Source organism: Halalkalibacter oceani (genome assembly GCF_040544555.1).
In the GTDB taxonomy this organism is placed as follows: Bacteria; Bacillota; Bacilli; order Bacillales; family Bacillaceae_D; genus Halalkalibacter; species Halalkalibacter oceani.
The window spans coordinates 90,598-116,826 of sequence record NZ_JBEPKD010000010.1 but is presented as its reverse complement, the minus strand read 5'-3'; the positions used below and the strand labels follow the sequence as shown (position 1 = coordinate 116,826).

Here is a 26,229-nt window from a genome sequence, read left to right as displayed (position 1 = left end):
TACTCACCTCTCGAAAAGTCAATTTCAATTTTTTTATAGCAATCTATAGATTTTATTTAATTTTAATTATATACATAGACACTTATAATCTAAATAAAATAATCAAATTTTCAAACATCACAGAATTGGAAGGAGACACTATAATATGATAGGGATCATCGGCCTTGGCAATATGGGAAGCGCTATAGCGAGCAAGATCCATTCAGAATTAGATGTAATTGGATATGATATAGACGCTGCAAAATGCAAAAAGATGAACGAAAATGGGGTGGCGACCGGAAGCAGCCTCGAGGAGGTTGCAGCAAAAAGTCAAATTATTATTCTCTCGATGCCGAGGTTTTCTATTTCGAAAAGCATCGTTTCAACAATTTGTCCCTTATTACAGAAAAATGCTGTTATTATTGAAACTAGTACTATTTTACCAAATGAAGTTCGTGAGCTTCGGGAAATCAGCTTACAACACCACATTAAACTGATTGATGCCGCGATTCTGGGCGGTGTAAGTCATATGCAAAATAAGCAGGCAGACTTGCTTATAGGCGATTCAGACGATGTATTGCAAACTGTCTCCCCTGTCCTGAAAGCGATGTCAAAAACAATTCAATTTATGGGGCCGGCAGGAGCAGGAATGGCAGCCAAAATCATTAACAATGGGGTAGCCCACGCCGTCATGACTGTCATAGTTGAATCTGCGGCGACTGCAATGAAATTAGGAATTTCCGCAGAAAACGTTTATAAGCTATTAAGCGGCGAAACGGCTCTACTACGCCCTTTAACTCACCGTTTTCACGAGCGAATTCAAGAGGGTAATTACGAAGGAGGGATGTCAACCGAAAATGCCAGAAAGGACTCCACCTTGTTTTTGCAGCTGGCCCAGGAAAATGGAATCCCTCTTTTTTCAATTCAGGCAGCACATTCTGTATACGAGGTGGCTGCACAAAATGGCTTTGGCAAAGAGGATTATGCAGCGATCGCAAAGCTGTGGGAGAAGTGGCTGAATATTAACTTTCAAAAGGATAGGGAGGTGTCAATGAATGAGACAGTATAACATGCTCATTAATGGTCAGTGGAAGAATTCGAGCACAAATGAAACAATGCCTGTTATCAATCCTTATAATGAGGAGCAATGGGGCACTATTCCTCAAGCTTCCAATGAAGATGTATTGAGCGCCATTGATGCAGCAACAGACGTCTTTCATCGTACATGGAAACATACGAATGGTCTGCAGCGCGCCACTTATATGAATAAACTGGCAGAATTAATTGAAGAAAATGCTGAACAATTAGCTTCCTTGGAAACGAAAGACAATGGAAAAGTGTACAGAGAAACGATTAAACAAGTACCTTTTACAGCAAGAGCATTAAGATTCTTTGCCGGTTATGCTGATAAAATTTACGGAGAAACCATCCCTTTAGACAACTTGCAACTTTTTGATTATACAATGAGAGAGCCGGTTGGTGTCGCCGCTTTAATCACCGCATGGAATTCTCCAATGCAATTATTAATGAATAAATTAGCGCCTGCTTTGGCTGCGGGCAATTGCGTCATCATTAAGCCATCAGAACATGCTTCCATCTCAACCTTATTTTTCGGTGAATTGGTGGAAAAGGCCGGCTTCCCGCCTGGTGTTATCAACATCGTTACTGGCGATAAACAAGTAGGAGAATTCCTCACAAAATCAGACAAAGTGAACAAAATCAGTTTTACAGGTGGTACTCTGGCTGGGCGTGCTATTGGAAAAAATGCGGCTGAAAATTTCATCCCGCTTACGCTTGAACTTGGTGGAAAATCTCCAAATATTATTTTCGAAGATGCAAATCTGGAGAAAGCGATCCCCGGGGCCATTGCCGGCATTTTCGCTTCAAGTGGTCAAACATGCATCGCTGGTTCCCGTCTCCTTGTCCAAGAAACGATCTATAATAAGGTGGCAGAATTGCTTGCCGAAAGAACTAGCAAGATCAAATTAGGCGATCCTACCGATCCAACAACCGAGATGGGACCAGTCGCAAATAAAAACCAATATAACGCTATTCAAGCGATGATTCAACATGTCGAAGCGGAAGGTGCATCTATTCTAGTTGGAAAAAAGGGAGAGATTCCGGAAAACGGCTACTTCATTCGTCCAATGATCGTAATAAATGTAAAAAATGAGATGAAGATAGCGCAGGAGGAAGTCTTCGGACCCGTGCTCAGCATGATATCCTTCAAAGATGAAAAGGAAGCAATTGAAATTGCCAATAATTCAAAATACGGGTTGGCATCTGGCATCTGGACCTCCAACTTATCCCGGGCCCATCGTGTTGCGAAACAATTAGAGGCTGGAACTGTTTGGATTAATACATACCGGACAAGCGCTGTCCAAGCTCCTTTTGGCGGCGTCAAAAATAGTGGGTATGGGCGTGAACGAGGATTAGTCTCTTTATTAGAATATACACGTCTTAAAAATGTCTTGATAGACCTTTCAGATGAAGGAAGAGATCCATTTTCGATTAATGTCTAAACAATAAAACAATGAAAGGTGGAAAGGAAATGGAAACAAAGAAGCCCATTATCTATCCGTTGTTAGTAGGTGTTCTAACTATAGAAAAGTCTCAATTTGTATATGGTAGACACTATGGTCAAAAAATAGAAACACCCATTTTAATGTTCGTTATTAAAAACAATGGGCGAAATATCCTCGTCGATACCGGCCCTTGTGAGCCTGAAAGAGCTTTAAAGTATCACGGAACAATTGTTCAGGATGAAAGCATGCTTCAAGAGCAGGCTCTGAAGAGTATCGGCCTAACACCAGATGATATTGATACGGTGATCTTTACCCACTTGCATTGGGACCACAGCTGCAAATGTGACATTTATAAAAATGCTAATTTTATCGTTCAAAAACGAGAACTGCAATTTGCGATTTGTCCTAATGAAGTTCAAAGAGCGCAGTATGAAATTGGTTTCAAAGACACACTGCCGCCTTGGATCAGCGTCCTGCAAAGAATGGAAGTTGTCGAGGGGGACATTGAAAATTTCGAAGACCACATTCACTTAGTCACTCTTCCCGGCCATACTCCCGGTTTTATGGGAATTCTCGTTAATACAGAGGATGGGGACTACTTGATTGCCGGGGATACTATTCCCTTATATGAAAACTGGCTTGGAGATTCAAAGTTAAAGCATATTCCAAATGGTTTGCATATCGATTTAAATGAATACGAAGAAACGTTTAAGAAGATGGAAAAAATTAAAGCAACGATGATTGCCGGGCATGATTTTGCAGTTTTAGAATCCGCTCAGTATCCACCAAAACTTACAAAGGAGAATGAATAAAGATGAAAAAAAATTACACATGGAGAATGATAGGAATTTTTGTATTGCTCTTGTTAGCAGCTTGCAATTCAAGCAATGAAAATACAGGAGCTGAGCCGAATTCAGAGTCTGATGAAAGCGTAATCATATCATTGGGTCATATTAACCCGGAAACCGAGGATGCTCAATTTCATCAGGGAATATTAAAATTCGTTGAAATTGTCGATGAAAAAACAAATGGCTCTGTCAAATTTGATATTCATCCTGGCGGCGAATTAGGTGGAGAAAGAGAAATGATTGAAGCAACACAATTAGGTACTTTAGATATGGTTGTAACTTCCAATGGACCTTTAGGAAATTTTGCTGATAAAACCTTTGCTTTTGATTTTCCATTTCTTTTCAGAGACCGCGATCACGCATACAAAGTCCTTGATGGAGAAATCGGTGATGAAATTAATGAGCAGATCGAAGAAACCGGTGTCTATAACTTAGCATGGTGGGAAACCGGTTATCGCCAAATTTCTAATAATAAGCAGCCTATAACCAAACCTGAAGATTTAAAAGGCTTAAAAATAAGAACGATGGAAAATCCGATTCATTTATCTACCTTTGAAGCATACGGTGCTTCCCCGACTCCAATGGCATTTACAGAATTGTATACAGGTCTGGAACAAGGAGTTGTAGATGGTCAGGAAAATCCTTTCACCGTCATCGTCCCTAACAAATTGCAGGAAGTGCAAAAATACCTTACCGTATCAAACCACTTTTATACCCCTGGGGCTGTATTAATCAATCAAGCTAAATTTGATGGGTTATCACCGGAATTGCAACAAATTATTCAAGACGCAGCTATTGAAGCAAGAGACTATGAAAGAGAATTTATCCAACAACTCGACGCCAAGCTGATCCAGGTGATGGAAGAAAGTGGTACCGAAGTCACCGATCAATTTGATTTTGATGCTTTCTTTGAAGCATCCCAAGGTGTTTATGAACAATACGCGGATCAGTATGGCGAGCTTTTAGATAAAATATTAGCAGTTCAATAGAGTGAAGATCTCATTCTGCACAAAGTCAATTATAAGCAAACATCCTCATAATTGACTTTTCCTGCAATCTCTGACTCCACCATTAACTTCAAGGTCGTCCCGAAAAGGGAAATCCATCCTTTTAGGACGGCCTTCACTCGTCTCAAAAAGGGAGTTGAACCAATGAAAAAAATATTATCGGCTATAGATAAAATAAATACAGTTTTGTTGCTGTTATTAGGAACTTTTCTTGGAATCATGATTCTTGTGCTGTCGGTACAAGTTATTTCGCGCACCTTGATTGGGTACTCACTACCCTGGTCAGAGGAGTTAGCCAGATTTTTAATGATATACAGTGTTTTTATCGGTGCGGCTCTCGCTTTACGGTATCAGCAGCTAATTGCGATTGAATTCATCGCAGAAAAAGTAAGTGAAAAGACAAGAAAAGGAATGAAAATATCATCCAATCTTTGCGGAATCGTTTTTTTCATCATTATTTTGTTCCAAGGAATTGCTGTCATGGAACGGGTTCACACGCAAAGCTCGGCCGCTTTACAAATTCCTATGTCTTTCTTATATGCCGCCCTGCCGATTGGCATGGTTCTTCTGACGATGAATGCCATAGCTGTCATAATAGATATTCTGTTGAATGATACAAAAAATAACGTTAATAAATGGGGAGTGTAAACGATGATAGCTGTCTTGTTTGTTTCATTTTTTGTACTCCTGTTACTGGGATTACCGGTTGCCGTAGCAATTGGACTTTCATCTGTTATTGCCATTTTGTTTGATAGCAGTACTCCCCTTATTATCGCTGGACAACGTTTAATAACATCCGTTGACTTATTCGCTCTAATGGCCATTCCCACTTTTATATTAGCAGGAACATTAATGGAGTATGGTGGAATTTCAAAACGACTTATCAACTTTGCCAATGCACTAACAGGTCATATTTCAGGCGGTTTAGGACTGGTCTCCGTTGTAACGGCAATGTTTTTTGCTGCTATTTCTGGATCAAGTGCTGCGTCCGTTGCGGCAATTGGGGCTATCCTTATTCCAGCAATGGTTAGAAAAGGATATCACAAAGATTTTGCTGCAGGTTTACAAGCGGTTTCCGGAGAACTTGGAATCATCATCCCACCAAGTATTGCCATGATTTTATACGGAGTGGCGACAGGTACATCTATTAAAGACCTCTTTATTGCCGGAGTTGCACCGGGAATTTTAATCGTTATAACATTGCTGTTGGCCGTATATATCGTTTCGAAAAGAAGAGGGTATAGTGGGGATAAAACGATCACCTGGGCAGACAGACGAAAAGCGTTTAAAGAAGCCCTCATTCCTTTAATCATGCCCGTCATTATTTTAGGAGGCATCTATAGTGGTTTCTTTACACCGACAGAAGCAGGAGCGATCGCCGCTTTATACGCTTTTATTGTCAGTGTCTTCATCTATAAAGAAATCAAACTGCAAAACATCCTTAAAATTCTAGGAAAATCGGCTATCACATCAGCGATTATTATGTTTATTATCTCTTGTGCCGGACTCTTTGCATGGATTCTTACTAAAGAAGGCGTGCCAAAACTGGCGGCTGAGTTTTTTATTTCTATTTCTGATTCGCCTGTCGTATTCCTTTTACTAGTAAATGTATTTTTGCTGATTATAGGGATGTTTCTCGAAACTAGTATTTCTATTATTATTTTAGCCCCCATTCTTGCACCGGTGGCCGTGCAAATGGGAATAGACCCAGTTCACTTCGGGATCATCATGATTATTAATCTCGCCATCGGCATGTGTACTCCTCCGCTTGGTGTAAATTTATTTATTTCTTGTCAGATAGCTGGCATCAGTTTAGTCAAAATTTCAAAAGCTGTGATTCCTTTATTACTTCTCATCGTTTTAGATTTAATTATTATAAGTAACATTCCTTGGCTAACAACCGGCATTGTAGAGCTGTTTAAGTAACATTTGGGATTTTTGATAACATACGAAACACTAACACTGATGGTTGCTTTCGGAGCACTTGTCGCCATACGTCACAAGACAAAAAGAAATAGACCTTCCCTTGAGCCTTTGAGGGATGGTCTATTTCATAACCACTTGAGCCAGTCACTCTTGAGAGGACAGCTATTGTATATGACCGTAAGTGTAACCGCACTTGCGATCTTTTTTATCCTACTAAATTATTGAGTACACTATGACATACACTGTGGGTTAACGATGAAAAATCTGCCTTTCCTTCGTAAGAGAGCCGGCATTCTTTACAATAAAACCAGCACCATATTCCGCATCCTTTCCGACACCGCATATTAAAGCCGAGCCGCGCTGGTGCTGCCATTGCAGGCCGAGGAAAAAGAGACCCTTTACGCCTGTCACGCCGCGCTCATGCTTTGGTTGCCCGTCGGCTGTTAATATTCCGTCGATCTGAATCCAGTTATAATCAGGAACAAAGCCCGTTGCCCAAATTATAGTTTTGACTGTCAGTTGCGTGCCGTCGTCAAAAGTAGCGAGCTGACCGACGACATCTCTCACCCGGGGTTTTTGGATCACCCGCCCGGCCTTGATTAATTTTTTTAATTCCATTCCAAACACTGGATCATTTTTCTTTTGAAACCATCTTCCTCGTTTTGTATCGAGACCGGCGTATAATAGACCGCTCTTTTCAAGCCAATGGAAGATACTTTGCCCGAAAAGCCGGAGCGGGAGAAAGCGTATCGGAGCAGAAATAGCATGAAAAACGTCCCGCTGTTCCTTCGCTAATTCGACGGCGATTTGCGCGCCGGAATTGCCACCGCCAACCACGAGCACAGTCCCTTCAGACAGATCGGCTGGCGACACATACTCCGAGGAATGAAGATGGACGGTTTCTTCCGCGGTACTGGTAATGAGCGGCAGAATATAGCGCTTTTGAAAAGCGCCGGTCGCCACCACTACTTGCCTGGCGTATATGATCTTTTTATTCGTTGCAATGCGGAAAACGTTATCCTCGAATTCAAGTTTATTAACGGCGATGTTCAGCTCATAAGGTAGCTGAAAGTGGGAAGCGTATGCTTGTAAATACGCCGCCATTTCTTCCCTGGTCGGATAGCTTTCCGGGTCTCCTTCCATTTCCAAACCCGGAAGAGAGCTAAATCGTTTAGGCGTAAATAAGACGAGTGATTTGTAGCGTGAAAGCCAGGATTGGCCAATTTCAGCACTGGAATCAATCATCAGATGATCAATTCCTTTCGTTTTTAACTTCTGGCTCATCGCAATTCCGGCCTGTCCCGCTCCAATAATGATCACTTCATATACGTCTCTCATAACCATACCCCCTTACCGTATTATACGTGATAGAGACAGATAAAGAGGGAGAAATTGTTCAAAAAAGGGACTGGGGAAATGGTTGCTACCTTTTGCCCAGCCCCTTAAGCAATGTGCAGAACTGCCACGCTCTTGTAAAGCCATTGCCACTAGCTCAAAGCTAGTTTTGTCTCAAGCTCTTCTCTTTTTCTTATCGCAATGCTGCCAGGTCAAATTCCGGGACGAAGCCTTCCTCTGCCGCTCTGCCAAGTAATGCCTCGACAGCGGCATAGCCCGCTTCACCTAGATCGGCCGTAAACTCATTGACGTATAGATCAATGTGAGACTGCGCCACTTGCGGTGAAAGCTCCTGGGCGTGCTCCATCACATAACCCTTTGAATCCTCTGGATGCGCCCAAGCATATTCAACGGACGCACGCGCCCACTTGGCAATCTCTTCTCTATTAAGAGAGCGGTGGGCAATAATCGCCCCGAGCGGAATCGGCAGGCCGGTGTCGTCTTCCCACCAATTGCCGAGGTCAGCGAGCTGCTTCAAGCCATAGTCCTGAAATGTAAAACGGGCTTCGTGAATGACAAGTCCGGCGTCAATTTTCCCATCACGTACCGCCGGCATGATTTCATGAAACGGCATTACGACAATCTCACCGACTCCGCCCGGTACCTGCTGAGCCGCCCATAAGCGGAAAAGCAAATAAGCTGTGGAACGCTCACTCGGCACAGCAACTCTCCGACCGGAAAGAGCTGCCGGTCCGGCCGACTCTTTCGTCAGCACAAGCGGACCGCAACCTCTTCCAAGTGCCCCGCCGCACGGCACAAGCGCATAATCTGACAGCACCCACGGAAGAGCTCCATATGAGATTTTCAGCACTTCCGGTCCTTTGCGTTCGGCTGCCAGCTTGTTTGTAATGTCAATATCAGCAAACGTTACGTCGAGCTTTGGCGCACCTTCAATCAAGCCATGCGCCCAGGCATGAAAAACAAATGTATCGTTCGGACAAGGGGAATAAGCGATTTTCATTTGATAACCTCCATAAATGCTGCGCTGGCTTGCTCTAAAACGGCCAACGCCTCTTTAATTCGCCACGCATCGCGGTCACGTGGGCCCACAAGATTTGAAATCGTCCGGATCTCCATTACTGGCAAAGCAAACTGAGCAGCCGCTACCGCCACGCCGTAGCCTTCCATTCCTTCGGCAGCAGCCCCATCTACACGCTGCGCCAAAACCCGGGCACTTTCTGCTGTCCCAGTTACGGTGGAAAGAGTCAGAATCGGGCCGGAGTGAACCGGCAGCTGTTTTTCCCTCAGCCTCGTGACGAGCCGGCGGCTTAGCATGTGCTCTGTTTCGATCACCGCGGTGGTTCCAAGCTGCAAATGATCGATGCTGATAAAGCCTTCCGCCGATTCTGTCCCGAGATCAGCGGCGATAATCCTGTCTGCGACGACAATCGAACCGACCCCGGCCTGGCCGGAGAAACCGCCGGCTATCCCGGCGCAAATGACAAGGTCATAGCTTGCCTGCGCCAGTTCCCGTGCCGTGCTGGCAGCGGCGGCCGCTTGTCCAACCCCCCCGGTGATGACCGTTATTCCGCTGTCTCGTCCAAAGCCCCGTTCGACAGCTTCTTTTTCCGCAGCCACTGACGTCACGATTAGGCACCGCAGCGGCTTCTGCTTCTCGTTCATAGTTTTTACTCCTTTACCTTACAAGCCTTTACCATTTTAAGTGTACTCCAATTACGTTGCGCTTGGCTAGTATCGCTGCTTCTTTTTGCCCACTGCCGGATGAAACTGAGCGTAGACAATCTGGAACAAAAATGGAAAGAGAAGCACAGGCACGAAAAGAAGCATATAGCCCGTCAGCAACGCACAAGCCAGCATCATAAAGAAAAAGACGACCGCAAACCAATAAAATCCTTGAAGCCACCTATTGCGCGCGCATCTTTCACCGAAAAAGAAGATTAGAAGCTTCTTCATCAAACCACCTCTTTTCCCGCTGAACAAAAACAGCCGCTAGACTTGAATCACCTAGCAGCTGTCTGTTTTTTATTGATAGACTTCGTACTCAACCTCGTATTGCTCCGCCAAGGATTCCATTTCAGCGATGTATTGGTCAATCTTCGCCTTCCCTTCCTCTAAAAGAAGGTTCGCTTCCTGAATAACCTCTTCGCTTCCTTGTTCAACACCCTGCAAGGAGAGCCGCATCGAATTGCGTTGCATCTGGGCCCCTTCCACAAATAAAGCGTGGACCTTGTGGAGTTCCTCCGATTCCGGCTCAATGCTTTCCAGCCTTTGCACAAATTGTTCATACCTCGGCAGAACTTCCTCCACCATTGTGTGATAGAACGTCTCGTCATCGACGTAATTACTGCCCGTTACACTGCTAAGATGATCAACCGCTTCCTCCTCCAAGCTGTATATCGGATTAACTTCTTCATTAACATAATGAATAATTTCTTGTTTCACAGGGGTTGAACACCCTGCCAATAATACAAGACTCAGACATAAAAATAACCGTTTCATTCCTGTCCCCTTCTTCATTATCTCTTAAAGGTCGAGATCATGGCCTTTCACATATTCCTGCTTAAATCTCGGATATACTTTTCTTCGCAGGAGGATAAATACACCGATCATCGGCAGCGTAACGCATAAGCCGAAAAGCACGTAAAATCCGTGAATAAAGGCCATGATGATGTAATAGAGCGAATAGAGAATTAAGATTGCATAAAGAAGAATAAACAAAAGATTAAACATCATTAATGAAGCGTACTTCGTTTTCTTCTGCTTGGCGTCCGTTTGCTTGTAAGGACCGAGGCATTGCTTCACCTCGGCAATCGCATCAAAAACAGGCTGTAGCAACATATTCACGGTTTAACTCCTCTTTTCAAAGACTTCTTTCAAGCGTTCGCGTAAAAGCAATTCCCCTGCGGTTTCCAATCCCTTAAAGACCACTGCTTCAATTTGGTCGCGATTAAAAAACACATTCGTCTCGTTGGACAGATGGCCCTGTGGATAAGGACAAGCGACGTAATCCCAAATCTTCTGCTCTTCTCCTCGTTGTTCTTGCTTTCTTCCATAAATCATTACGGCCTGATCAAGGAACTTCACCGTCACAACCGAGCCGATCGGTAAAAGCTCTCCTTCGTTAGGGAGGGTTAATTGGTTGATTTCTTCTGCCATCATTTTCTCTCCTTTATCACCTATTACGCGTACTATTGACTAATCCTCAATCTGTCTTTCAAAGCTTAGTCCTAATTTGACGCCGATCACAAATCGCAAATCGAGCATCGTTTCTTTTCCTATTTTCGCTTCTCCCCCGATGCTTCCACCAGAGGCCCCGGCCGTCACCTTTGCATTCCAGTCGGTGAACGGAATTGGTAGAATCCCGCTGACATCCCCTTCGATGACAGCCGCTTTCGCTGCTACTCCGACAGAGGCATTGTCGACTCCGGCATAGCCTTTTGCCGTTAGGATCTTCGCATCGCCCTCAACTCCGGTGCGGCCTATAACCGGAATGTCACTATCGGCCTGAACTCTCGCATGATGCCTCAGCACAGTACCTTCCGCTTTGACAATTGGAAAAATCGACGGGCCGCCAATGCTTGCTTTCAACTCGGTATCAGCCATCCGCTGCGCATACGTGCCGTCAACAATACTCGTATCCAAGTCAAACCCGGCATACACGCCTGTAAATTGTGAAGACCCGCCAATCGGCAAGTCGGAATTGTGAAAGCCTTCGGAAATTCCAGTCCAGTTATGATCATAATACCCTACACCACCGGCCGCACTAAATCCGCCTCTTGGCTCACTTTCATTCCCGATAAGAAATTTCCGGCCCTCCTCCTCATCTTCCACCTTTGCCGTCATCGTCGGACGCGGACAGCTCATCATCGTCGAATACAGCTGCCATCTGTATTCCTGTTGGTCGGCATAGCGGAGGCCCGCATAATGCATATATAGCGAATCCGTCCAGTATGGGTGATTGATATACCCTCCGTTAAAAGGCGAGAACGCAGAAAGCGAATAGAGATCCTTTGTTTTATTCTGCAAATTCGTTAACAAGGCAGAATACGCCAGATTCCGTTTCACCTGATTCGTTAAGAAGGCAAGAGAATGAACCTTACTCGTAAAAATGGCCTCGACCTGCTTGACGTACTGGGTCATCAGCTGAATATCTTTTCCGACGCTCGTCAACGCCTCGGTCTGCTGCTGGTCAAAGTGATACAGCTGTTCAACCGTATCCTCCATATGGCGCTTCGCTCTTCCAGCTTCTAGCAAAACCGGTTCATCATTAACATCCGGCAAGGCTACAATGTCACGCACGCGGCGAATCGCCTGATTGGCGTCATTCGTTAAGCTCATCGTGACGGTTTTCAGCTGTTCGATTCCTTGCGATACTTCCTGCTCCAAATAACTTTGCCGAATAAAGCCCTCCTGTGCAGGCTCCAATGCCTGCAAGGCAGCTTTCATTCGTCCCAGCACGCTTTCATATTCAACGGCAAACGCTTGAAAAAAAGCGAGGAAAGGGAGATGACAATCCTGGTAAAAAGACCGGATCGCTCCTCCCCCGCTGCCTGTAAAAGAATCATCTAAATGGATCACCGCTTGAATGTTCAGCTTCACTTGCTGCAGCTGCTCTTTTTGGGAGGAAAGCGTTTCGATCACTTGATCAATTCCATTGTGTAATGCATCTACATCCAAGGTTTTCATTGAACTGCCGGCTCCCTCCTACTTATCGAATAGAAGAACTGATTTGATGGTCTGTTTCCCGCATCACTTCCAACGATTGTCTCGTACTCTCTATATTTTTCAGGACGAGCATTTGATACTGCTCAATGACCAGCTGCAGCTCGGTTGAGAGTTCATTTAAACGTGTAACAACATCAAGTACATTTCCTTCGCCTATGGATGAAGGATAAGTCCCATCGACCTGCTGCACGGCACTTTCGACCTTCGCCAGCTCCTGTTCCACATCGCTGTAAAGAATTTTAATTTCTCCGCTCATCGGCTCACCACTTTCTTATCATCTATTTATTGGCTTGCTGCGGCTGCTTTGGCCGCTGCAATTGCCTGTTTAATTGCGACGATTTCCTGCTCGGTTCGTGTGATTTTATTAGCTACAAGCTGCAAAATATGACTGAATTGGTTTGTATGAATATCCTGATAGCTCGGGACAATCGCGCCTTCACGGATGGTTTCAAACGCTTGAGCCAACGTTCCGGCCCACGTATTCGCGGAAAGCTCGGGCTCTAAACAAATTGTCTCCTGACTGTAGAAATCCTGCCGGCAGCTGTTCAACTCATTTTGGCAAATTCTGAGCCGGGATAGCTCCTCCTGTTTTTGTCTTAAACGTGCATATAAGCCTGCCAAAGCCATTTCATTTCACCCTTTCCATGGAAAAGTCCGTCTGTCGTTGCCCATTATGCTAAAGGAGAACGGCGCACAAGTTTAGGTAGAATGATGACAAACAATACACCTACCAGTAAGAGCACGATCGAAAACAGAATCGTCGTCAGCTGAATCGCCGCTGCTTCCGCTTCCTGCTGCTCACGATTGGTATTGTTTCGTACAGCCGCTTCAAACAAGCGCAGTTGCTCTGCTTTGACGACAATCGTATGATTTTCATCAAGCGGATGGGCGAACAGCTGCCGCTCCACCTCGTCAAACAATTTGTAATCAGCTTGCTGAAAAGTCAGCACCTGCTGCTCTTCCGGCATCGCCTTACGTCGCTGCAGCTGAGGATCGCGGAAATAGTCTAGGTTCAGCTCGACCTGCCCTTGCTCATACCGGTGCGGCTCCACGATCTCTTCCTCCGCCCTGCTTTCCTCCGGTAAAAGTAACAGCAGCAAAAGCGCCAAGCAAATGAGCGACGCGTGGAGCAACAAACTCTTGCGCCAGTATGCGGAGCGGGCTCCCTGTTTCCAGCAGCGGCCCACCGTCTTAGCTGACCTCGTCGTACTCTTCATAGCTTTCCACACTCTGATTTCTGCGTTCCTTCAGCTGCTTCAATACATACGGCAGCGCGACGACAATCGCACTGAGTAACGATGTTATAATGACGGCCGGCAGGAAGGCGGATTGATCGCCATATTGAATCGACATAAACACTTGCGCAACCGGATGCCGGATGCTGAAGCCGGCGATTACTAAATCAAGCAGCGGCGCGATGAAAAAGATCAGCATCGCTCCAACAGTCAGCCCTCCCGTAACTGGACCAATTTCCAACCCGAGACGAATGATCCCGGCGCAGGCAATCAGAAACAGAATCGTGCTGACAGTCCATTGTACTACCTGAACATCGTGGAGCGGGTAAATCGTTAAGCCATAAATGCTAATCATTAACCCAACTGCCAATGTTAGCAGCATAAACAAGGAAAAATTCAGCATCGACGCTACATGAGAAAAATGATAAACGAGAAAACCGATCGCCAAGCCGCAAAGCAGGAGAATAATCAGCATGACCACCGGCGGCGCCTGAGTCGTCCGTTCTTCAGGAGTTGATCCGCTGATCATCGTCGGATTCGTTAAATACTCGTAAATGTACGGATTGGCCTGCCCATCGACGACGGCATTGCGGAGAACATCATAGAGATCCTCTCTGACCAGCTTCGTCGAATCAACATTCTCCGCCCAGCTTTCGTTTAATTGATCGGCGCGTTCTTGAACAGTATCGACCCGCTGATAGAGTTCATTCGTATAGTCATTAACATACGAATGGCGGTCCGCTAATGAATGAACGAGATTCGAAATCGCCTGAATATCCATCATCGCATTTTGCTGTGTGGTCACGACAAGTTCACCATTCAATCCATCAACCGGCACTTCTTCTACCTCCGGCGCTGTTATTTCCTCACGTAAAAACGCAGTGACATCATTGGCGCCGTGCTCGATTTCAACCAGCTCACGCATCATTACCTCACGCTCTCGTTTAACCGCTTCATCGTATTCTTCCATAAACCCGATTGTCGCCTCAACAAATTCAAAGAACTCATCCTCAAGCAGGTTGAGGTTGCTCGATGATTCTCTCAGTCCTTTTCGAAGCTGATCAAAATGCTCTGTTTCACCTTTCAGCGTCTCAAAGGCCGCTTTCACTTCACTTTCGCTTTTCTCAGTGTGGGTCGCAATGATCTCACCGATTAACTCCTGATCAGTGCTATCAGTCTTTTGCAAAATGTCTTCATAGATTGATAAATAGGCAAAATAAGAAAGTAATTGATTCATATCACGGCTTTGCAATGGTTTTTCAAAGTGGGAAGCTAGCTTTTGTTTACGGGCATCATCCAAATAATCGAGCTGCAAAATTGCCGCTTCCTTCGCTTTAATCTGCTCAACTGCCTGCTCTTCGGCGGATTTTCCTTCAGGTACACTCTCCCGTTGTTCCTGAATAATCGTTTCCAACCGCTGTTCGACTACTTGCTCCCATTCTGCCTGCTCTGACGCCTGCTTCATCAGTTCATTTTCCACTAGCTCAACATTGCTTTCCAGCTGCGAGATCGTTTTTTGGATCTCGTCCAACGGCTTTTCTTCTTCAAGCACGACGGCTTCCAGCGCCTGATAAAGGCCGTTGATCTGCTCTTTTACCGTCTTTAACGAGACGCCTTCCGCCTGCCCGGCTGTTGGCAATGCCGCTGCTGAGATCTCCTTCGCCTTGCTTGTCGCCTGACTTGACGTCGCGGCGACAAGGTCGTTTCGTGCCGGCAGGAGTTTTTCTTCGAGGCGATTCAACGATTGCTTTTCTGTTTCCTCCCTGTATTGCTTCATCATCGCCTCTTGCACTTCCATGATTCGTTCAAACTGTTCCTCGACCTCTGAGCCTTCAATCGACTCCTCGATCTGTTCAACAATGACATGATTATGATTGATCGATTGCTGAATTTGCACGACACTGTCAAGTAAATGATCTCCATCCACAGTCGGAACCGGGGTGATCTCCCTGTTATGAAGAATCCGTTGGACACCATCTGTCAAATTGGTTTCATAGCTCGCCAGGCCTTGCTGTAGCAGCTGCTGATTCTGCAGACTCGTCGTCAGGAATAAATCGTTTTGCCGGTCCTGAAAATCACGATATTGCTGCACCTTAGTCAGAAACTCATTCATCTGCAACACTGACGCTTCCATTTCGGCATTTGTCCCGCTTGAGGCATCCATCGCTTCGGCTGCGGCGGCCTGCAATTGTTCAAGCATTTCCATCTGCTGCCTGATCTCTTCGGCAATCGTGGCGGATCCCGGTGAATAGAAGGCATACATGGACTCCTGAAACGCAATCTCCCGCTCAAGAATTTGATCGAATTTTTGCTTGATATCGTCGACCTCTTGAGAGACGTGGTCCCAGTACATCGTTGAAATATGACTATTGATGCGGTTTCGCGCCGTTGTCAAAGCTCGCTGGACACGCTCCATATTTGCCGCATCCAGATTCCCCTGAATTTGATAATTCAGCACCGCCTTTTCCGGCTCATCCTCTTTAAACCCCATGACCTGCGCCGACAAATTCGACGGCAAGTACAGCACCGCATCATACTGATTGCGCTCAAGTCCGGCTTCTGCCGCATTTCGTCCGACCACGACCCATTGATAGTCAGAGTCCCGCTCAAGCGAGGCGATCACTTCCTGGCCGAAAAGCAGCTGCTGACCCTGAAATTCCGTACCGAGATCTTCATTGACGACGGCAATTTCTCTGGCGGTCGCTTTATTCGCTTGATCCTGTACCGGTTCAATATAAGAGAAAAACATCGTTGGAAAGAACAGGATGACCACTATCATGACTATTAATTTAATAAGACTTTTTTTATCGAACATCATTTTGCCCTTCTTTCCTAATTAACATTTAGGAATTTGCATCCTTGTTTCTTTTCCGCTTCTAATAAGATAGCCAAACCCCGGCTGGATCTCTTCTTCATTTCTTGTAAATGGAAGCGGGAACAGGTTTTGATCCGATTTCTTTGCTAAGAGAATCGCTTGTCTGATCTGCTTAATTTCACTCGTAAAGGAATCAAACCCTTTAGAAAATTCATTCGGATTTCCTGCAACAAGAACCGTAAAGCCAAGATGGGTATAAAGCTTCAGCAGCGTCGCGACCTTATCCTGGATAGCGGTATCTGCCTTTTGTTGGAATCGGGAGAAGCTGTCAATCAGCAAATAAACCTTCGGATACGCCCGCTGCTCATGATGATGCCGTTCAATGCTCGCGACATACTCGGCTTCTCTTCTGCTCAGCTCCGCTTCCATTTGGTTGAGCCACTCCATAATCTGCTCCTTTGACTCCATATAATGAACAGACTTATGCTTCGCATCATTTGCCAGGCCACGATCGACCCCGTCAAATAACCCGATTGACGTATGGCTTTGTTCGAGGATTCCATGAAGCAGGACACGCATTGCATTTGTTTTTCCTTTTTTCGCCTGGCCCATAATCAAGCAATGCTGTTCACCAATCAGATCAACGGTCATTGTCGTCACACTCTCCTCTTCCAGCCCGATCGGCAGCTGTCCTTCCGTCACATCATCGACATAACGCTCGAAAAATTCGACGATACTCAGCTGGGAAGGAAGCATCGGAATTGGCTGAGGCAAGCTGCGGCCCTGACTTGCCTCGTTTATCAGCTTAATTTCATCTTTGACCTGCTGCAGCTGGTCAAGATCGTCCTTGCCTTTAGCCGGCAGGAATATTTGCACAAGGGAGGCCTGGTCTTTAATCAGCAGGGCACGGCCCGGGATCGGCTCGACTTCATAAGGCGTTTTGCCGACAAGCGTGTACTGTTCATTGCTATCCATGACATAATGCAGCACTTTTGTTTTCAACGTGTTCATTAATGGCTGGCGGACGCCATTAATTCTCGTCGCACTAATCGCGACAAAAAGCCCGATCGCCTGACCATCCCTCGCAAGCTGAATAAATTGCGCCTCGGCTTCCGGAAGCTCCTCTTTGACGAGGTCAAAGTTATCGACAACTAAAAAGAGCACCGGCAGCTTTTCTTCAGCCAATTGGTTATAATGCGTAATAGTGCTCACCTCATGTTCCAAAAACAGCTGTTTGCGCTGCTCCATTTCACGCTTGATGAAGGTAAAGAACTTGGCAATCTTTCGTTCGTCATCAAAACGGAAATAATCGGCGGTATGAGCCAGCTGCCTAAGCGGCAATAACGTCCCATTGCCAAAATCGAAAATATAGTAATGCAGCTCATCGGCACGATGATGTGAGGCAAAGCTCAGCAAGTAAGTGAACAGCGTCGTTGATTTCCCGTAGCCGGACGAACCGAAAACACCAATATTTCCGTCAGTGATCCATTGATATCTGTATGGTGTCTGACTCTGCTTTTCCGGTTCATCCTTCAGTCCGATCAGAAAACCTCCCGCCACAGAATCCACTTCCGGTCTCGGCAGCCACTCCCCTAACGGAGGGAGCCATGGACTTGGAAGCTTGATCAGCTGCAGCTTCTGTTGAACAGCGGCGATTTCAGCGACAACAGCTTCTATTTCTGTTTTCTGCTCCTTCGAGTCGGGCACGGTCTTCGTGCTCAGTCCCGAGAGCTGGACAAGGCCGAGATCGGTGACAAGCGAGACCTCTTCCTCCGCCTGAAAAGATTCCTCCAAATACGGAGCACCACTCCACGCTGATTGAAACAGCTCATAGACTTCGTTGTTTCCTACTTGTAAATAGCCTCTTCCGGTCTGGGTGATCGTTGCGGCATCACCGTTTTTCAAAATCTCCTTACTGTCTGTCGCGTCCTGAACTTTAAGAGCGATCTTAAAGCGGGAATTACTCCAGATCTGGTTATCGATTACTCCCCCCGGTTTTTGTGTAGCGAGGATGAGATGAACGCCGAGACTACGTCCGATTCGGGCGGTACTGACCAATTCTTTAATGAATTCAGGTTCCTCACTCTTCAGTTCGGCAAATTCATCCGAGATTAAGAAAAGATGCGGCATCGGCTCTTTGGCGATCCCCTGTTTGACTAAATCACCATAGTCATGAATATGAGTAACTTCATAAGCATCAAGCAGGCGCTGTCTCCGTTTCATTTCACTATTAATCGAAGCGAGGGCGCGCGTACTGAAGTTTTTGCTTTCGCTAATATTTGTGATTGTCCCAAGGAGATGAGGCAGCTGTTTAAATGGCTGTGCCATGCCGCCACCCTTGTAATCGATTAACAAAAAGGCGACCTCATGCGGATGAAAATGAACGGCCAAGCTGAGAATATACGTTTGTAAAAGCTCACTTTTCCCGGAACCAGTCGTCCCTGCTACAAGGCCATGAGGTCCGTGCGCTTTTTCATGAAGGTTCAGCTCAACCTTATCCTGCTTACCTTTTAAGCCGATCGGCACGGCGAGCGACTTTGAAGGCTGATTGCGGTGCCACTTCCGCTCAATCTCCAGGTCGGCGACTTCCTGCGCCCCATTCAGCTCCAAAAAGGAGACCATCTCCGGAATCGAATTGCTCATCCCCTTTTGATGATCAAGCGAGCGCAGCAGACGCGCATAGCTTTCATTGCCTTTCTCCGCATGCTCGTCAATAGCAAACGGTGTATGAACGGCCCGGTGGCGGTGAATGAGAATTTCACCTTCCTGGCTGTTAATGTAACTGATAAGGGTGTGAATCGAGTCGGTCAGGTTCTCTTTCGCGTCGGTCGCAAAGATCGTGGAAAGTCCGATACCGCGATCCTCTCCCTCTAAATATTCCATAATGAGATGGTCGGAAATGAGCTGCCGATTTTGAACAATAAAGACGAGATGTGGCGCAAAGGTTTTGTTCGCTTTCGTTTCGTCGATATCGCGTTCGCGCAGCATTTCATATATCGAGGACAATAACTGGTCTCTCGTTTTTTCGTCGTAGATAAAGCCTTTAGCAAAGGAGTGCGGCAGTTGAAAATGCGGCAGCCACTTCATCCATTCCCAGCTTCCATAAAGAGACTGATCGAAAATAGCGATAAAACGCACATCCCGGTAACTGTGAAAGAACGCCAGCTGGCCGACAATCTGCTGAAGTTGGCGCTGGACGATCGCATCCTTTCCAACCAGACCGATTGACCCGCTTGACAGATCAACCGGCAAAGCGACATTTTTTACATGCTGATAAGCGTTGATAATTTCCTGCGACCTTTCGAGCAAATGGTCGATTTCCCGATTGGCAAAGTCAAGACTTCCGACTGCTACCTGATAGCTCGACGGCACCTCCGCCCGGCCTACCCGGAACTGCAAAAAATCCTCACTATCAAGCGATCGTTCCCAGATTCTCGCGCTGATCGTCTTCGCCATCGCCTTCATTTCTTCAAAGCTCGGAAAATGATAGGCCATTACCATTTTCTGCTTTTCTGCCAGGCCTTGCAGCTCCTCCTGCTTTTGCTTCAAATAATTCGAATAAACCCGTTCCCGTTGCTCCTCACGCTCTTTTCTTTTTTTCTTTTCGCGAAAATACTGAATCGTGGATGTCATGATCGTCGTCGTAAACATCACAATTGAGATGAGGATGAATATTCCTCTTGGAATAAGGAGAACAACGACGGTCATAACGATCAGCATCATCGCCGGCGGCAAAATCAATAACCATAAGGCGCGTTGGTTATTATCGATTTCCTGGGACGGAAAGGAAAACGTCACCTTCTCTTCCGGCAGATCATAGATTAAGCGCGGCGTACGACGGTAAAGAGGGTACGCTTTCTGCATTTTGGAAACAGGCGGGCGTACGGCGGGAAGTTCTGTTTCAACTGCTTCTGCACATCTGATCATCAACAGGTCGTCCTCAACGATTGTAATCGTCATAAACGGAAAGAAAAGATGATCTCCATTTGCACAAGCAGTAGCTTCTCTCACCCGAAGGCCGTTCAAATACATGACACTTTGCTCTTCCGGCTTGAGTAACCACGTTTCATCCACTTTAACAAGCGTCAGAAAGCTGCCTTCTTCATTGGCAAAAAAGTGGCCCTCTTTTTGAATTGTCGCTCCTTGGACGTTACCGATCTTCACTTCATCTAGCTGTCCTATGTAGTAGGTATATTTCTTTTCAGCGGCGGTCCGGTAAAGCAGTCGTAATGTTTTCCCGTCCACGTTCAACGTCATCGGCTCATCTTGAGTCAGAGCACCAGCCTGCTGCTTCCCCTGATGGATCACATAGCGTTCACCATCCCGTTCAAGCGTTAGTTTACCGTCCGAAAAGGAAAGCGATTTGATCGTGATCGTATCGTCGTCGTCATTGCCGATTTGAATGACCGGATGACTTTGTTCAAGCTGGCAGGACTGATACATGTCGTCATAAAACAAAAATAATTGATTCATCTTCTCCACTCCTATGACGCATTCCCTGGCTCTTCCGCTTCTTCACTTTGCTGCTCACGCTCCTGGACATACTCCTCCAGCTCCCGCTCGATCAACTGGAGCTCTTCTTCTTTTTCCTGACCTGATAACGAGTCATCCGCTCGAATATCCTCCCTATATTTCAGCAGTCCAAACATGACGAGATCACGGTCTCCGAGCGACCTTCCGAGATCAACCGCCTCTTCGTTTTCCCCCCTGCCTACATAGATCCAGTAGTCAAAATAAGCAGGGTCGGATTGCAGCGTCAGCGTATTTTGAATGTTCGCTCTCTGCTCTCCCGTTAGTGCCTCATATTGAACATAGGCTGTCGCTAATTGATATTTCGTCACGTAAGGCATATCGTCAGGATCATAATAGCGTAATTGCTCAATGACATCGCTGTATCTCGCTGTGAGAAAATACTCGCCACTTTTGATATACGCCTGCTGCTCCGGTTGAATAAAGAAGAAAGAATAGACCGTATAGCATATCGTTGGCAATAAAAGGATAACGAGGCCCCACAAACTGTAGCGTTGAATCATCCATTTTGTTCGCGGAAGATGAATAAGATTTTGTTCTTTCTGTTCCAATTCATGAATCGATGCTCGCACGATTTCCTGAAGTTCTTCTGTGTTTTTGGCTGCGAAGAGCTGCCTCGTCATATCGGACAGCTTCAGCGTCTGATGAAAATGTATATATTCATGGAATGAGTAGCGATCATCGACCGCGGCCGCTATCGTCGCCTTCATCTCAAGAAACAGCTTCTCCTGATCCTTTGAATAAGGAGGTAAACTTTCTTTTACCCCGTAATGGAGAAAGCTCGGTTTGAAGCTGCTGTCGATGATGACATTTTCCGGACAAACAACGATAGTAAGCCGTTCGAACCGCCGGCTTTGAAGTTCTTTAATCAGCTGATCGGCAAAGAGCCAACGGCTATAAAGTGATTTTCGCTTCAGCTGTTGAAACGAATATGTCCCCTTTGGCGGAACAACGTTGACTTCCACCACGTCTTCTGACTCAGTGATTGTGCGCTGAAGCGGATCATTGAGCCCTTGAAGCATATTGATCTCCAACTTGTCGCTGAGCTTAACCTTCGCTTTCTGAAACTGAAAAACATAGCCTTCCTGCTTCTTCGTGATTATCGCTTCCGTTTGTCTTTCCAGGTATGAGTCCTTCTTTTCTTCCATTCTTTCAGGTGACCCCTTTGTCCAGTTAATGCTATAGAATTTCTAGCTTATCTCCGTTTGTAATTCCACTTTCCTCAAGTGTGACAAGTCCATGACACACCTTCTCTTTATTTGAAATGCGTACCCAGTAGCCTTCTCTCGGATTGGCTGCGATTCGTTCCACCTGCCACACAATTTCAATCACCTTTTTAATCGAATAATAGTTTGACAGTCTAAGGTCAAACTGCTTATTCGCATAATGGCGCAAATCGATTGTAACCTGAATATATATCGTCCTCACCTCTAAACAAAGAAAGAGCGCAAAAACAAGTGATGATTGTCAGCGCTCTTTGTGCTCGTTATGCTACTGATTTAACCGCGGATTTGGCTGGCAATTTGACGATCGGTATCTTCAAGAACTTGTGCAGAGTTTGCTAGCTGCATCGATACTTCGTTCAGCAGCACCGCCATGCGATCAAACGATGGGCGCAGCTCCTGATATTGTTGAGCGAAGGCTTGGCTTGATGCCCCCTCCCATACATCCTGCAAATGACTGCTCATGCTGTCCAGGCGACTAATTAGATCGTGGACATTGCCGCTTTCTGTATCATACTGCCTCGCAACCTCTCGCAGCTCTGATGGTGTTAAACGAATAATTTCAGACATATTCGATCAGCTCCTTGTTCATTTTCTCGCTCTTTATCGTAAGCGAGATATTTTTTGAAAACAATAACTTTTCTTTTTTTTACCAAAAACCATTCCTATTCCCTACAACTTTGGCGTCGTTTGTTTCGCCCCCGGTCTACAAACAAAGGAAAAAACAACCAGTAAAAAAGTAAGCGGCCCAGGCCTTAGTGCCCAAACCCATCTGACAAAAAAAGGAATCCTCAAGGTTAACATAACCTCTTGGATTCCTGTCTTTCACTCGCCTGCATGCCTGTTCTTCACCCAAATTGAGCTTGATGAAGGCGACTGTAAATTCCTTCTTTTTCGATTAACTCTTCATGTCTTCCTTGTTCGGCGATCCCCTTTTTCGTCACAACGATAATGCGATCAGCATTTTTGATTGTCGCCAAACGGTGGGCGATGACTAACGTTGTCCGCCCTTGAGCGAGCTCGGCCAGGGACTTTTGAATCGCCACCTCCGTCTCCGTATCAAGGGCGGAAGTTGCTTCATCAAGAATGAGAATCGGCGGGTTTTTCAGAAACATGCGCGCAATTGCCAGCCGCTGCTTCTGCCCGCCAGAAAGCTTGACGCCTCGTTCGCCGATAACGGTATCAAGTCCCTGCGGCTGACTGCGGATAAACTCATCAAGCTGTGCCCGGCGGGCTGCTTCAAGAATCTCTTCATCTGCTGCATCCAGCTTACCGTAGGCGATATTCTCTCTAATCGAACCGGAGAAGAGGAAAACATCCTGCTGTACAATCCCAATTTGGCTGCGTAACGAGGACAGCTTAATATCGCGAATGTCGACGCCATCGACTTCAATGCTGCCCTCCAGCAGCTCATAGAAGCGGGGCAGCAAGCTGCATAAAGTCGTCTTCCCCGCCCCAGAAGGGCCGACGAAAGCTACTGTTTCGCCTTTTCTGACAGTCAGATTAATATCGTTCAATACCCGCTCCAATCCTTCATAGCCAAAGGAAACATGGCGGTAGCGAATATCGCCTTGAAGCTCCATCTCAACAGCATCAGGCGCATCCTCTATATCCGGCTTCGTATCAAGGATTTCCGTGTAACGCTTAAAGCCGGCAATCCCTTTCGGATAACTTTCAATCACCGCGTTAATCTTTTGAATTGGTCCAAGAAGAATATTGGCCAATAGAATAAAAGCAACAAATTCACCATTCGTCAGCTCTCCGCGAATAACAAAAAACGTTCCGAACAACAGTGTGAAAAGAGTGATGATTCTCATAAACATATAATTGGCTGTAATGTTCTGCGCCATAATTTTGTATGATTGCAGTTTCGTATTTCGATATTCCTGATTGTTCTTCGCAAATTGACGCTGCTCGTGCTTTTCATTCGCGAACGCTTGAACTACCCGGATTCCGCCGATGCTGTCTTCTACCCTCGCATTAATATCAGCGACATCATGGAACATCTTTCGAAAGGTGCGCGTCATCTTTTTATTGAAATAAATCGCGCAATAGGTCAGAAGCGGAATGACAATGAATGAAATCAGCGCAAGCTTCCAGTTAATCGTCATCATCAGCACAAATGAGCCGATCAACGTCATCACCGCGACAAAGACATCCTCAGGCCCGTGGTGGGCGACCTCGCCAATCTCCTCCAGGTCCTTTGTCAGCCGGGAAATCGAATGGCCGGTTTTGTTATTATCATAGTAGCCAAAAGAGAGCTTCTGCATATGCTCAAACAGCTTGCGGCGCATATCGGTTTCAATGTTAATCCCGAGCATATGGCCCCAATAGGTGACCACATAATGCAAGCCGGTATTAATTAAATAAATGAGCAGTAAACCAAAGCAGGCCCATAAAATAATCGACCAGTCGCCACTTGGAAGCAGCCGGTCAATGACCTGATTCACCGCCAATGGAAAAGCCAGCTCCAGCAGCCCGACAAAAACAGCGCATGAAAAATCAAGAATGAACAAAAACTTGTAAGGCTTATAATAGGAAAAAAAACGTTTTAACAACGGTAACACTCCTTCAAACAGGCAAGCGGGCCAATACGGACGAAAGTAATTAGAAAGCGAGCCTATCCTTCATTTGCTATAGTGATAATGATAATCAATTATATGGCAGATCTAGCTGACTTTCAAGCAGTCTATCATATTATACAAGAAAGAGCGTGCCAAAAAGGAATATTTCCCCTCTCAGCACACTCCAAAACGGTAAGCAGCAGCTGCCTGTCATCGTGAGGAAAGCCGCTTTCTTCCTTTCTCACCATATACCGCAGGCAGGTCGCCTTCTATTTAGGTTTTGCGAGGTTTATCGAACATCGAAAGCCCGCCTCTCCCGTACCGGCACTAGGTCCGGTCGTGCGAAAGAAAAACGAGGCTAGAATCCATCTCTCTCCCGTGACATTTCGTTTCTCTCCTCAGCCGTCTCAACCGGACGGAGATTGTCCAAAATCTTTCTCGTTTCCGCCGTGCCAAGCTGATAAATTCTTTCATACACCTGACGCAGCTCCTTTTGCGTTTGATCCTTTTCAGCATCGGACGCTCTTTCATCAAATGGGCGGGCAAACACTTGCTGCGGCTCAAAGTCGTGATCGCCAACCTCGTCCAGCAGCGCATAAAGCTCATCTTTTTCCTGTTCCGTTGCCCTGATTTCATACTGAACCACATTTTCAGGTGTTTTCGTTTTACTAATGCTAAGAATCGGCATATCGACACTTACATAATACGTTTCCCGTGTCATGTCGCATCTCTCCTTTAGTAGCTAAGTCTTGCTATCCTTTACCCGGCTACTAGAAGATTCACACCTCAACTACTTTTTGAGCGCCATTCTTTTCATTTGAATGAATTGCTTCCCCAAAAATCCCAAATGGCAGAGTCTGTTTATTTTTATCTTTTTTCGTCAAAGGCTGCCCGTCCTATTGCGAACGATTTCAGTCACTGTTCGCCGATTTTTTGCGTATTGTCAGGGCGATATGTACTTTTCCTTAATTTTGTAGAAGAAAACTGGAAAATTGCAGGATCTTTAGGTATTTTGTCGATAATTTTTATCACGAAATGACTTTATTAATGAGAGGAAAACAGTTAACATTAAGACAAAGGGAATAAATAAGGAATTAGGAGAGGAAAAAATGCTAGATCACATTGATGATACGTTGATGCTCGAATCTTACTACAAAGCAGTCGAACTTAACCTCAGCCCAGATTTCATTGCCATCCTCAGAAAAGAATTAGAAAGAAGAGAAATCCAAATTGAAGCACCGGAAGAAATCTGTATTTAGCCGTTTAAGGGGGTAAGCATGGGAAAGTTATCATCACTTCCAATTATGAGCATTATTTTTTTTATTATGGCTCTCTTTTGGCTACTTGCATCTATCGCAGTCTACGGGGATTCACTTTTCTATCTGTTTACATTATTAGTTCCTGTTAATCTATATTTCGGTTTTAAGTTTTTACAACGGTAAAGGATGACGTAAAAGCGTTATCTTTTTTTCTCTTGCAGAGGGGTGGCCGAGAAA

Annotated in this window: 25 protein-coding genes; 7 read left to right on the top strand and 18 right to left on the bottom strand. The window is 45.7% G+C overall.

What is annotated here, in order from left to right:
- Window positions 1–145: 145 nt before the first annotated feature.
- The 6 genes from ABMB67_RS12945 to ABMB67_RS12920 all read left to right on the top strand — a co-directional run bounded on the left by ABMB67_RS12945 (window position 146) and on the right by ABMB67_RS12920 (window position 6,285).
- Window positions 146–1,048 carry an NAD(P)-dependent oxidoreductase gene (locus ABMB67_RS12945; RefSeq protein ID WP_354572321.1) on the top strand — a complete coding sequence of 301 codons (903 nt, stop codon included), beginning with the start codon at window positions 146–148 and terminating at the stop codon, window positions 1,046–1,048.
- Complete coding sequence (locus tag ABMB67_RS12940) at window positions 1,035–2,501, top strand: aldehyde dehydrogenase (protein WP_354572320.1); 1,467 nt, start codon at window positions 1,035–1,037, stop codon at window positions 2,499–2,501. The genes ABMB67_RS12945 and ABMB67_RS12940 overlap by 14 nt, the downstream gene beginning before the upstream one ends.
- Window positions 2,502–2,530: 29 nt before the next feature.
- Window positions 2,531–3,316, top strand: coding sequence for an N-acyl homoserine lactonase family protein (locus tag ABMB67_RS12935; protein WP_354572319.1), 786 nt, complete (start codon window positions 2,531–2,533; stop codon window positions 3,314–3,316).
- 2 nt (window positions 3,317–3,318) lie between these two features.
- Entirely contained in the window at window positions 3,319–4,341 is a 1,023-nt protein-coding gene (locus ABMB67_RS12930; RefSeq protein WP_354572318.1) for a TRAP transporter substrate-binding protein, read from the top strand.
- 162 nt (window positions 4,342–4,503) lie between these two features.
- Window positions 4,504–5,007: a TRAP transporter small permease gene (locus ABMB67_RS12925; protein ID WP_354572317.1), complete on the top strand. Its 504-nt coding sequence runs from the start codon at window positions 4,504–4,506 to the stop codon at window positions 5,005–5,007.
- Window positions 5,008–5,010: 3 nt separating this feature from the next.
- On the top strand, window positions 5,011–6,285 hold the full coding sequence (locus ABMB67_RS12920; protein WP_354572316.1) for a TRAP transporter large permease: 1,275 nt from the start codon (window positions 5,011–5,013) through the stop codon (window positions 6,283–6,285).
- A 249-nt stretch (window positions 6,286–6,534) separates the two neighbouring features.
- Here the strand turns inward: ABMB67_RS12920 and ABMB67_RS12915 are convergent, their stop codons facing one another.
- From ABMB67_RS12915 to ABMB67_RS12830, 18 genes are all read right to left on the bottom strand, one after another.
- Entirely contained in the window at window positions 6,535–7,623 is a 1,089-nt protein-coding gene (locus ABMB67_RS12915; protein ID WP_354572315.1) for a flavin-containing monooxygenase, read from the bottom strand.
- A 190-nt stretch (window positions 7,624–7,813) separates the two neighbouring features.
- A complete protein-coding gene (locus ABMB67_RS12910) occupies window positions 7,814–8,641 on the bottom strand; it encodes a 1,4-dihydroxy-6-naphtoate synthase (RefSeq protein WP_251224633.1) in 828 nt (275 codons plus the stop codon).
- A complete protein-coding gene (locus ABMB67_RS12905) occupies window positions 8,638–9,303 on the bottom strand; it encodes a futalosine hydrolase (protein WP_251224632.1) in 666 nt (221 codons plus the stop codon). Before ABMB67_RS12905 ends, ABMB67_RS12910 begins: the two co-directional genes overlap by 4 nt.
- 66 nt (window positions 9,304–9,369) lie before the next feature.
- Window positions 9,370–9,594: a hypothetical protein gene (locus tag ABMB67_RS12900; protein WP_354572314.1), complete on the bottom strand. Its 225-nt coding sequence runs from the start codon at window positions 9,592–9,594 to the stop codon at window positions 9,370–9,372.
- 69 nt (window positions 9,595–9,663) lie between these two features.
- Window positions 9,664–10,083, bottom strand: a complete 420-nt coding sequence (locus tag ABMB67_RS12895; RefSeq protein ID WP_354572313.1) for a hypothetical protein — start codon at window positions 10,081–10,083, stop codon at window positions 9,664–9,666.
- Window positions 10,084–10,164: 81 nt separating this feature from the next.
- A complete protein-coding gene (locus ABMB67_RS12890) occupies window positions 10,165–10,485 on the bottom strand; it encodes a hypothetical protein (RefSeq protein WP_251224629.1) in 321 nt (106 codons plus the stop codon).
- A 3-nt stretch (window positions 10,486–10,488) separates the two neighbouring features.
- A complete protein-coding gene (locus ABMB67_RS12885; protein ID WP_354572312.1) occupies window positions 10,489–10,797 on the bottom strand; it encodes a DUF4176 domain-containing protein in 309 nt (102 codons plus the stop codon).
- A 39-nt stretch (window positions 10,798–10,836) separates the two neighbouring features.
- Window positions 10,837–12,327 (bottom strand): LXG domain-containing protein, encoded by a 1,491-nt coding sequence (locus ABMB67_RS12880; protein WP_354572311.1) that lies wholly within the window; start codon window positions 12,325–12,327, stop codon window positions 10,837–10,839.
- Between the two features lie 22 nt (window positions 12,328–12,349).
- On the bottom strand, window positions 12,350–12,622 hold the full coding sequence (locus tag ABMB67_RS12875; RefSeq protein WP_251224626.1) for a YwqI/YxiC family protein: 273 nt from the start codon (window positions 12,620–12,622) through the stop codon (window positions 12,350–12,352).
- Between the two features lie 26 nt (window positions 12,623–12,648).
- Window positions 12,649–12,993, bottom strand: a complete 345-nt coding sequence (locus ABMB67_RS12870) for a DUF5082 domain-containing protein (RefSeq protein WP_251224625.1) — start codon at window positions 12,991–12,993, stop codon at window positions 12,649–12,651.
- Window positions 12,994–13,037: 44 nt separating this feature from the next.
- A complete protein-coding gene (gene essA / locus ABMB67_RS12865; protein ID WP_354572310.1) occupies window positions 13,038–13,583 on the bottom strand; it encodes a type VII secretion protein EssA in 546 nt (181 codons plus the stop codon).
- The gene (esaA, locus tag ABMB67_RS12860) at window positions 13,558–16,416 is read right to left on the bottom strand and encodes a type VII secretion protein EsaA (RefSeq protein ID WP_354572309.1); all 2,859 of its coding nucleotides are present in this window, start codon (window positions 16,414–16,416) and stop codon (window positions 13,558–13,560) included. The genes essA and esaA overlap by 26 nt, the downstream gene beginning before the upstream one ends.
- Window positions 16,417–16,437: 21 nt before the next feature.
- Complete coding sequence (gene essC / locus ABMB67_RS12855) at window positions 16,438–20,889, bottom strand: type VII secretion protein EssC (protein ID WP_354572308.1); 4,452 nt, start codon at window positions 20,887–20,889, stop codon at window positions 16,438–16,440.
- An 11-nt stretch (window positions 20,890–20,900) separates the two neighbouring features.
- Window positions 20,901–22,094, bottom strand: a complete 1,194-nt coding sequence (gene essB / locus ABMB67_RS12850) for a type VII secretion protein EssB (RefSeq protein WP_251224621.1) — start codon at window positions 22,092–22,094, stop codon at window positions 20,901–20,903.
- A 31-nt stretch (window positions 22,095–22,125) separates the two neighbouring features.
- Complete coding sequence (gene yukD / locus ABMB67_RS12845; RefSeq protein ID WP_251224639.1) at window positions 22,126–22,365, bottom strand: ESX secretion system protein YukD; 240 nt, start codon at window positions 22,363–22,365, stop codon at window positions 22,126–22,128.
- 80 nt (window positions 22,366–22,445) lie between these two features.
- Entirely contained in the window at window positions 22,446–22,739 is a 294-nt protein-coding gene (locus ABMB67_RS12840; RefSeq protein ID WP_251193870.1) for a WXG100 family type VII secretion target, read from the bottom strand.
- Window positions 22,740–23,017: 278 nt separating this feature from the next.
- Complete coding sequence (locus ABMB67_RS12835; protein WP_251224620.1) at window positions 23,018–24,727, bottom strand: ABC transporter ATP-binding protein; 1,710 nt, start codon at window positions 24,725–24,727, stop codon at window positions 23,018–23,020.
- 364 nt (window positions 24,728–25,091) lie between these two features.
- Window positions 25,092–25,454: a hypothetical protein gene (locus tag ABMB67_RS12830; protein WP_251224619.1), complete on the bottom strand. Its 363-nt coding sequence runs from the start codon at window positions 25,452–25,454 to the stop codon at window positions 25,092–25,094.
- Between the two features lie 388 nt (window positions 25,455–25,842).
- On the opposite strand from ABMB67_RS12830, the gene sda reads away from it, so the two are divergent.
- Window positions 25,843–25,992, top strand: coding sequence for a sporulation histidine kinase inhibitor Sda (sda, locus tag ABMB67_RS12825; RefSeq protein ID WP_251224618.1), 150 nt, complete (start codon window positions 25,843–25,845; stop codon window positions 25,990–25,992).
- The last annotated feature ends 237 nt before the right edge of the window (window positions 25,993–26,229 follow it).

Bases quoted from the DNA above. Each gene is read 5' to 3' on its own strand.
- ABMB67_RS12945 (WP_354572321.1), top strand. From the start codon at position 146: ATGATAGGGATCATCGGCCTTGGCAATATGGGAAGCGCTATAGCGAGC.
- ABMB67_RS12885 (WP_354572312.1), bottom strand. From the start codon at position 10,797: ATGGCAGAAGAAATCAACCAATTAACCCTCCCTAACGAAGGAGAGCTT.
- ABMB67_RS12900 (WP_354572314.1), bottom strand. From the start codon at position 9,594: ATGAAGAAGCTTCTAATCTTCTTTTTCGGTGAAAGATGCGCGCGCAAT.
- esaA (WP_354572309.1), bottom strand. From the start codon at position 16,416: ATGTTCGATAAAAAAAGTCTTATTAAATTAATAGTCATGATAGTGGTC.
- ABMB67_RS12875 (WP_251224626.1), bottom strand. From the start codon at position 12,622: ATGAGCGGAGAAATTAAAATTCTTTACAGCGATGTGGAACAGGAGCTG.
- essC (WP_354572308.1), bottom strand. From the start codon at position 20,889: ATGAATCAATTATTTTTGTTTTATGACGACATGTATCAGTCCTGCCAG.
- ABMB67_RS12870 (WP_251224625.1), bottom strand. From the start codon at position 12,993: ATGGCTTTGGCAGGCTTATATGCACGTTTAAGACAAAAACAGGAGGAG.
- ABMB67_RS12840 (WP_251193870.1), bottom strand. From the start codon at position 22,739: ATGTCTGAAATTATTCGTTTAACACCATCAGAGCTGCGAGAGGTTGCG.
- ABMB67_RS12915 (WP_354572315.1), bottom strand. From the start codon at position 7,623: ATGAGAGACGTATATGAAGTGATCATTATTGGAGCGGGACAGGCCGGA.
- ABMB67_RS12920 (WP_354572316.1), top strand. From the start codon at position 5,011: ATGATAGCTGTCTTGTTTGTTTCATTTTTTGTACTCCTGTTACTGGGA.
- essB (WP_251224621.1), bottom strand. From the start codon at position 22,094: ATGGAAGAAAAGAAGGACTCATACCTGGAAAGACAAACGGAAGCGATA.
- ABMB67_RS12905 (WP_251224632.1), bottom strand. From the start codon at position 9,303: ATGAACGAGAAGCAGAAGCCGCTGCGGTGCCTAATCGTGACGTCAGTG.
- essA (WP_354572310.1), bottom strand. From the start codon at position 13,583: ATGAAGAGTACGACGAGGTCAGCTAAGACGGTGGGCCGCTGCTGGAAA.
- ABMB67_RS12910 (WP_251224633.1), bottom strand. From the start codon at position 8,641: ATGAAAATCGCTTATTCCCCTTGTCCGAACGATACATTTGTTTTTCAT.
- sda (WP_251224618.1), top strand. From the start codon at position 25,843: ATGCTAGATCACATTGATGATACGTTGATGCTCGAATCTTACTACAAA.
- ABMB67_RS12940 (WP_354572320.1), top strand. From the start codon at position 1,035: ATGAGACAGTATAACATGCTCATTAATGGTCAGTGGAAGAATTCGAGC.
- ABMB67_RS12830 (WP_251224619.1), bottom strand. From the start codon at position 25,454: ATGACACGGGAAACGTATTATGTAAGTGTCGATATGCCGATTCTTAGC.
- ABMB67_RS12925 (WP_354572317.1), top strand. From the start codon at position 4,504: ATGAAAAAAATATTATCGGCTATAGATAAAATAAATACAGTTTTGTTG.
- ABMB67_RS12880 (WP_354572311.1), bottom strand. From the start codon at position 12,327: ATGAAAACCTTGGATGTAGATGCATTACACAATGGAATTGATCAAGTG.
- ABMB67_RS12935 (WP_354572319.1), top strand. From the start codon at position 2,531: ATGGAAACAAAGAAGCCCATTATCTATCCGTTGTTAGTAGGTGTTCTA.
- ABMB67_RS12930 (WP_354572318.1), top strand. From the start codon at position 3,319: ATGAAAAAAAATTACACATGGAGAATGATAGGAATTTTTGTATTGCTC.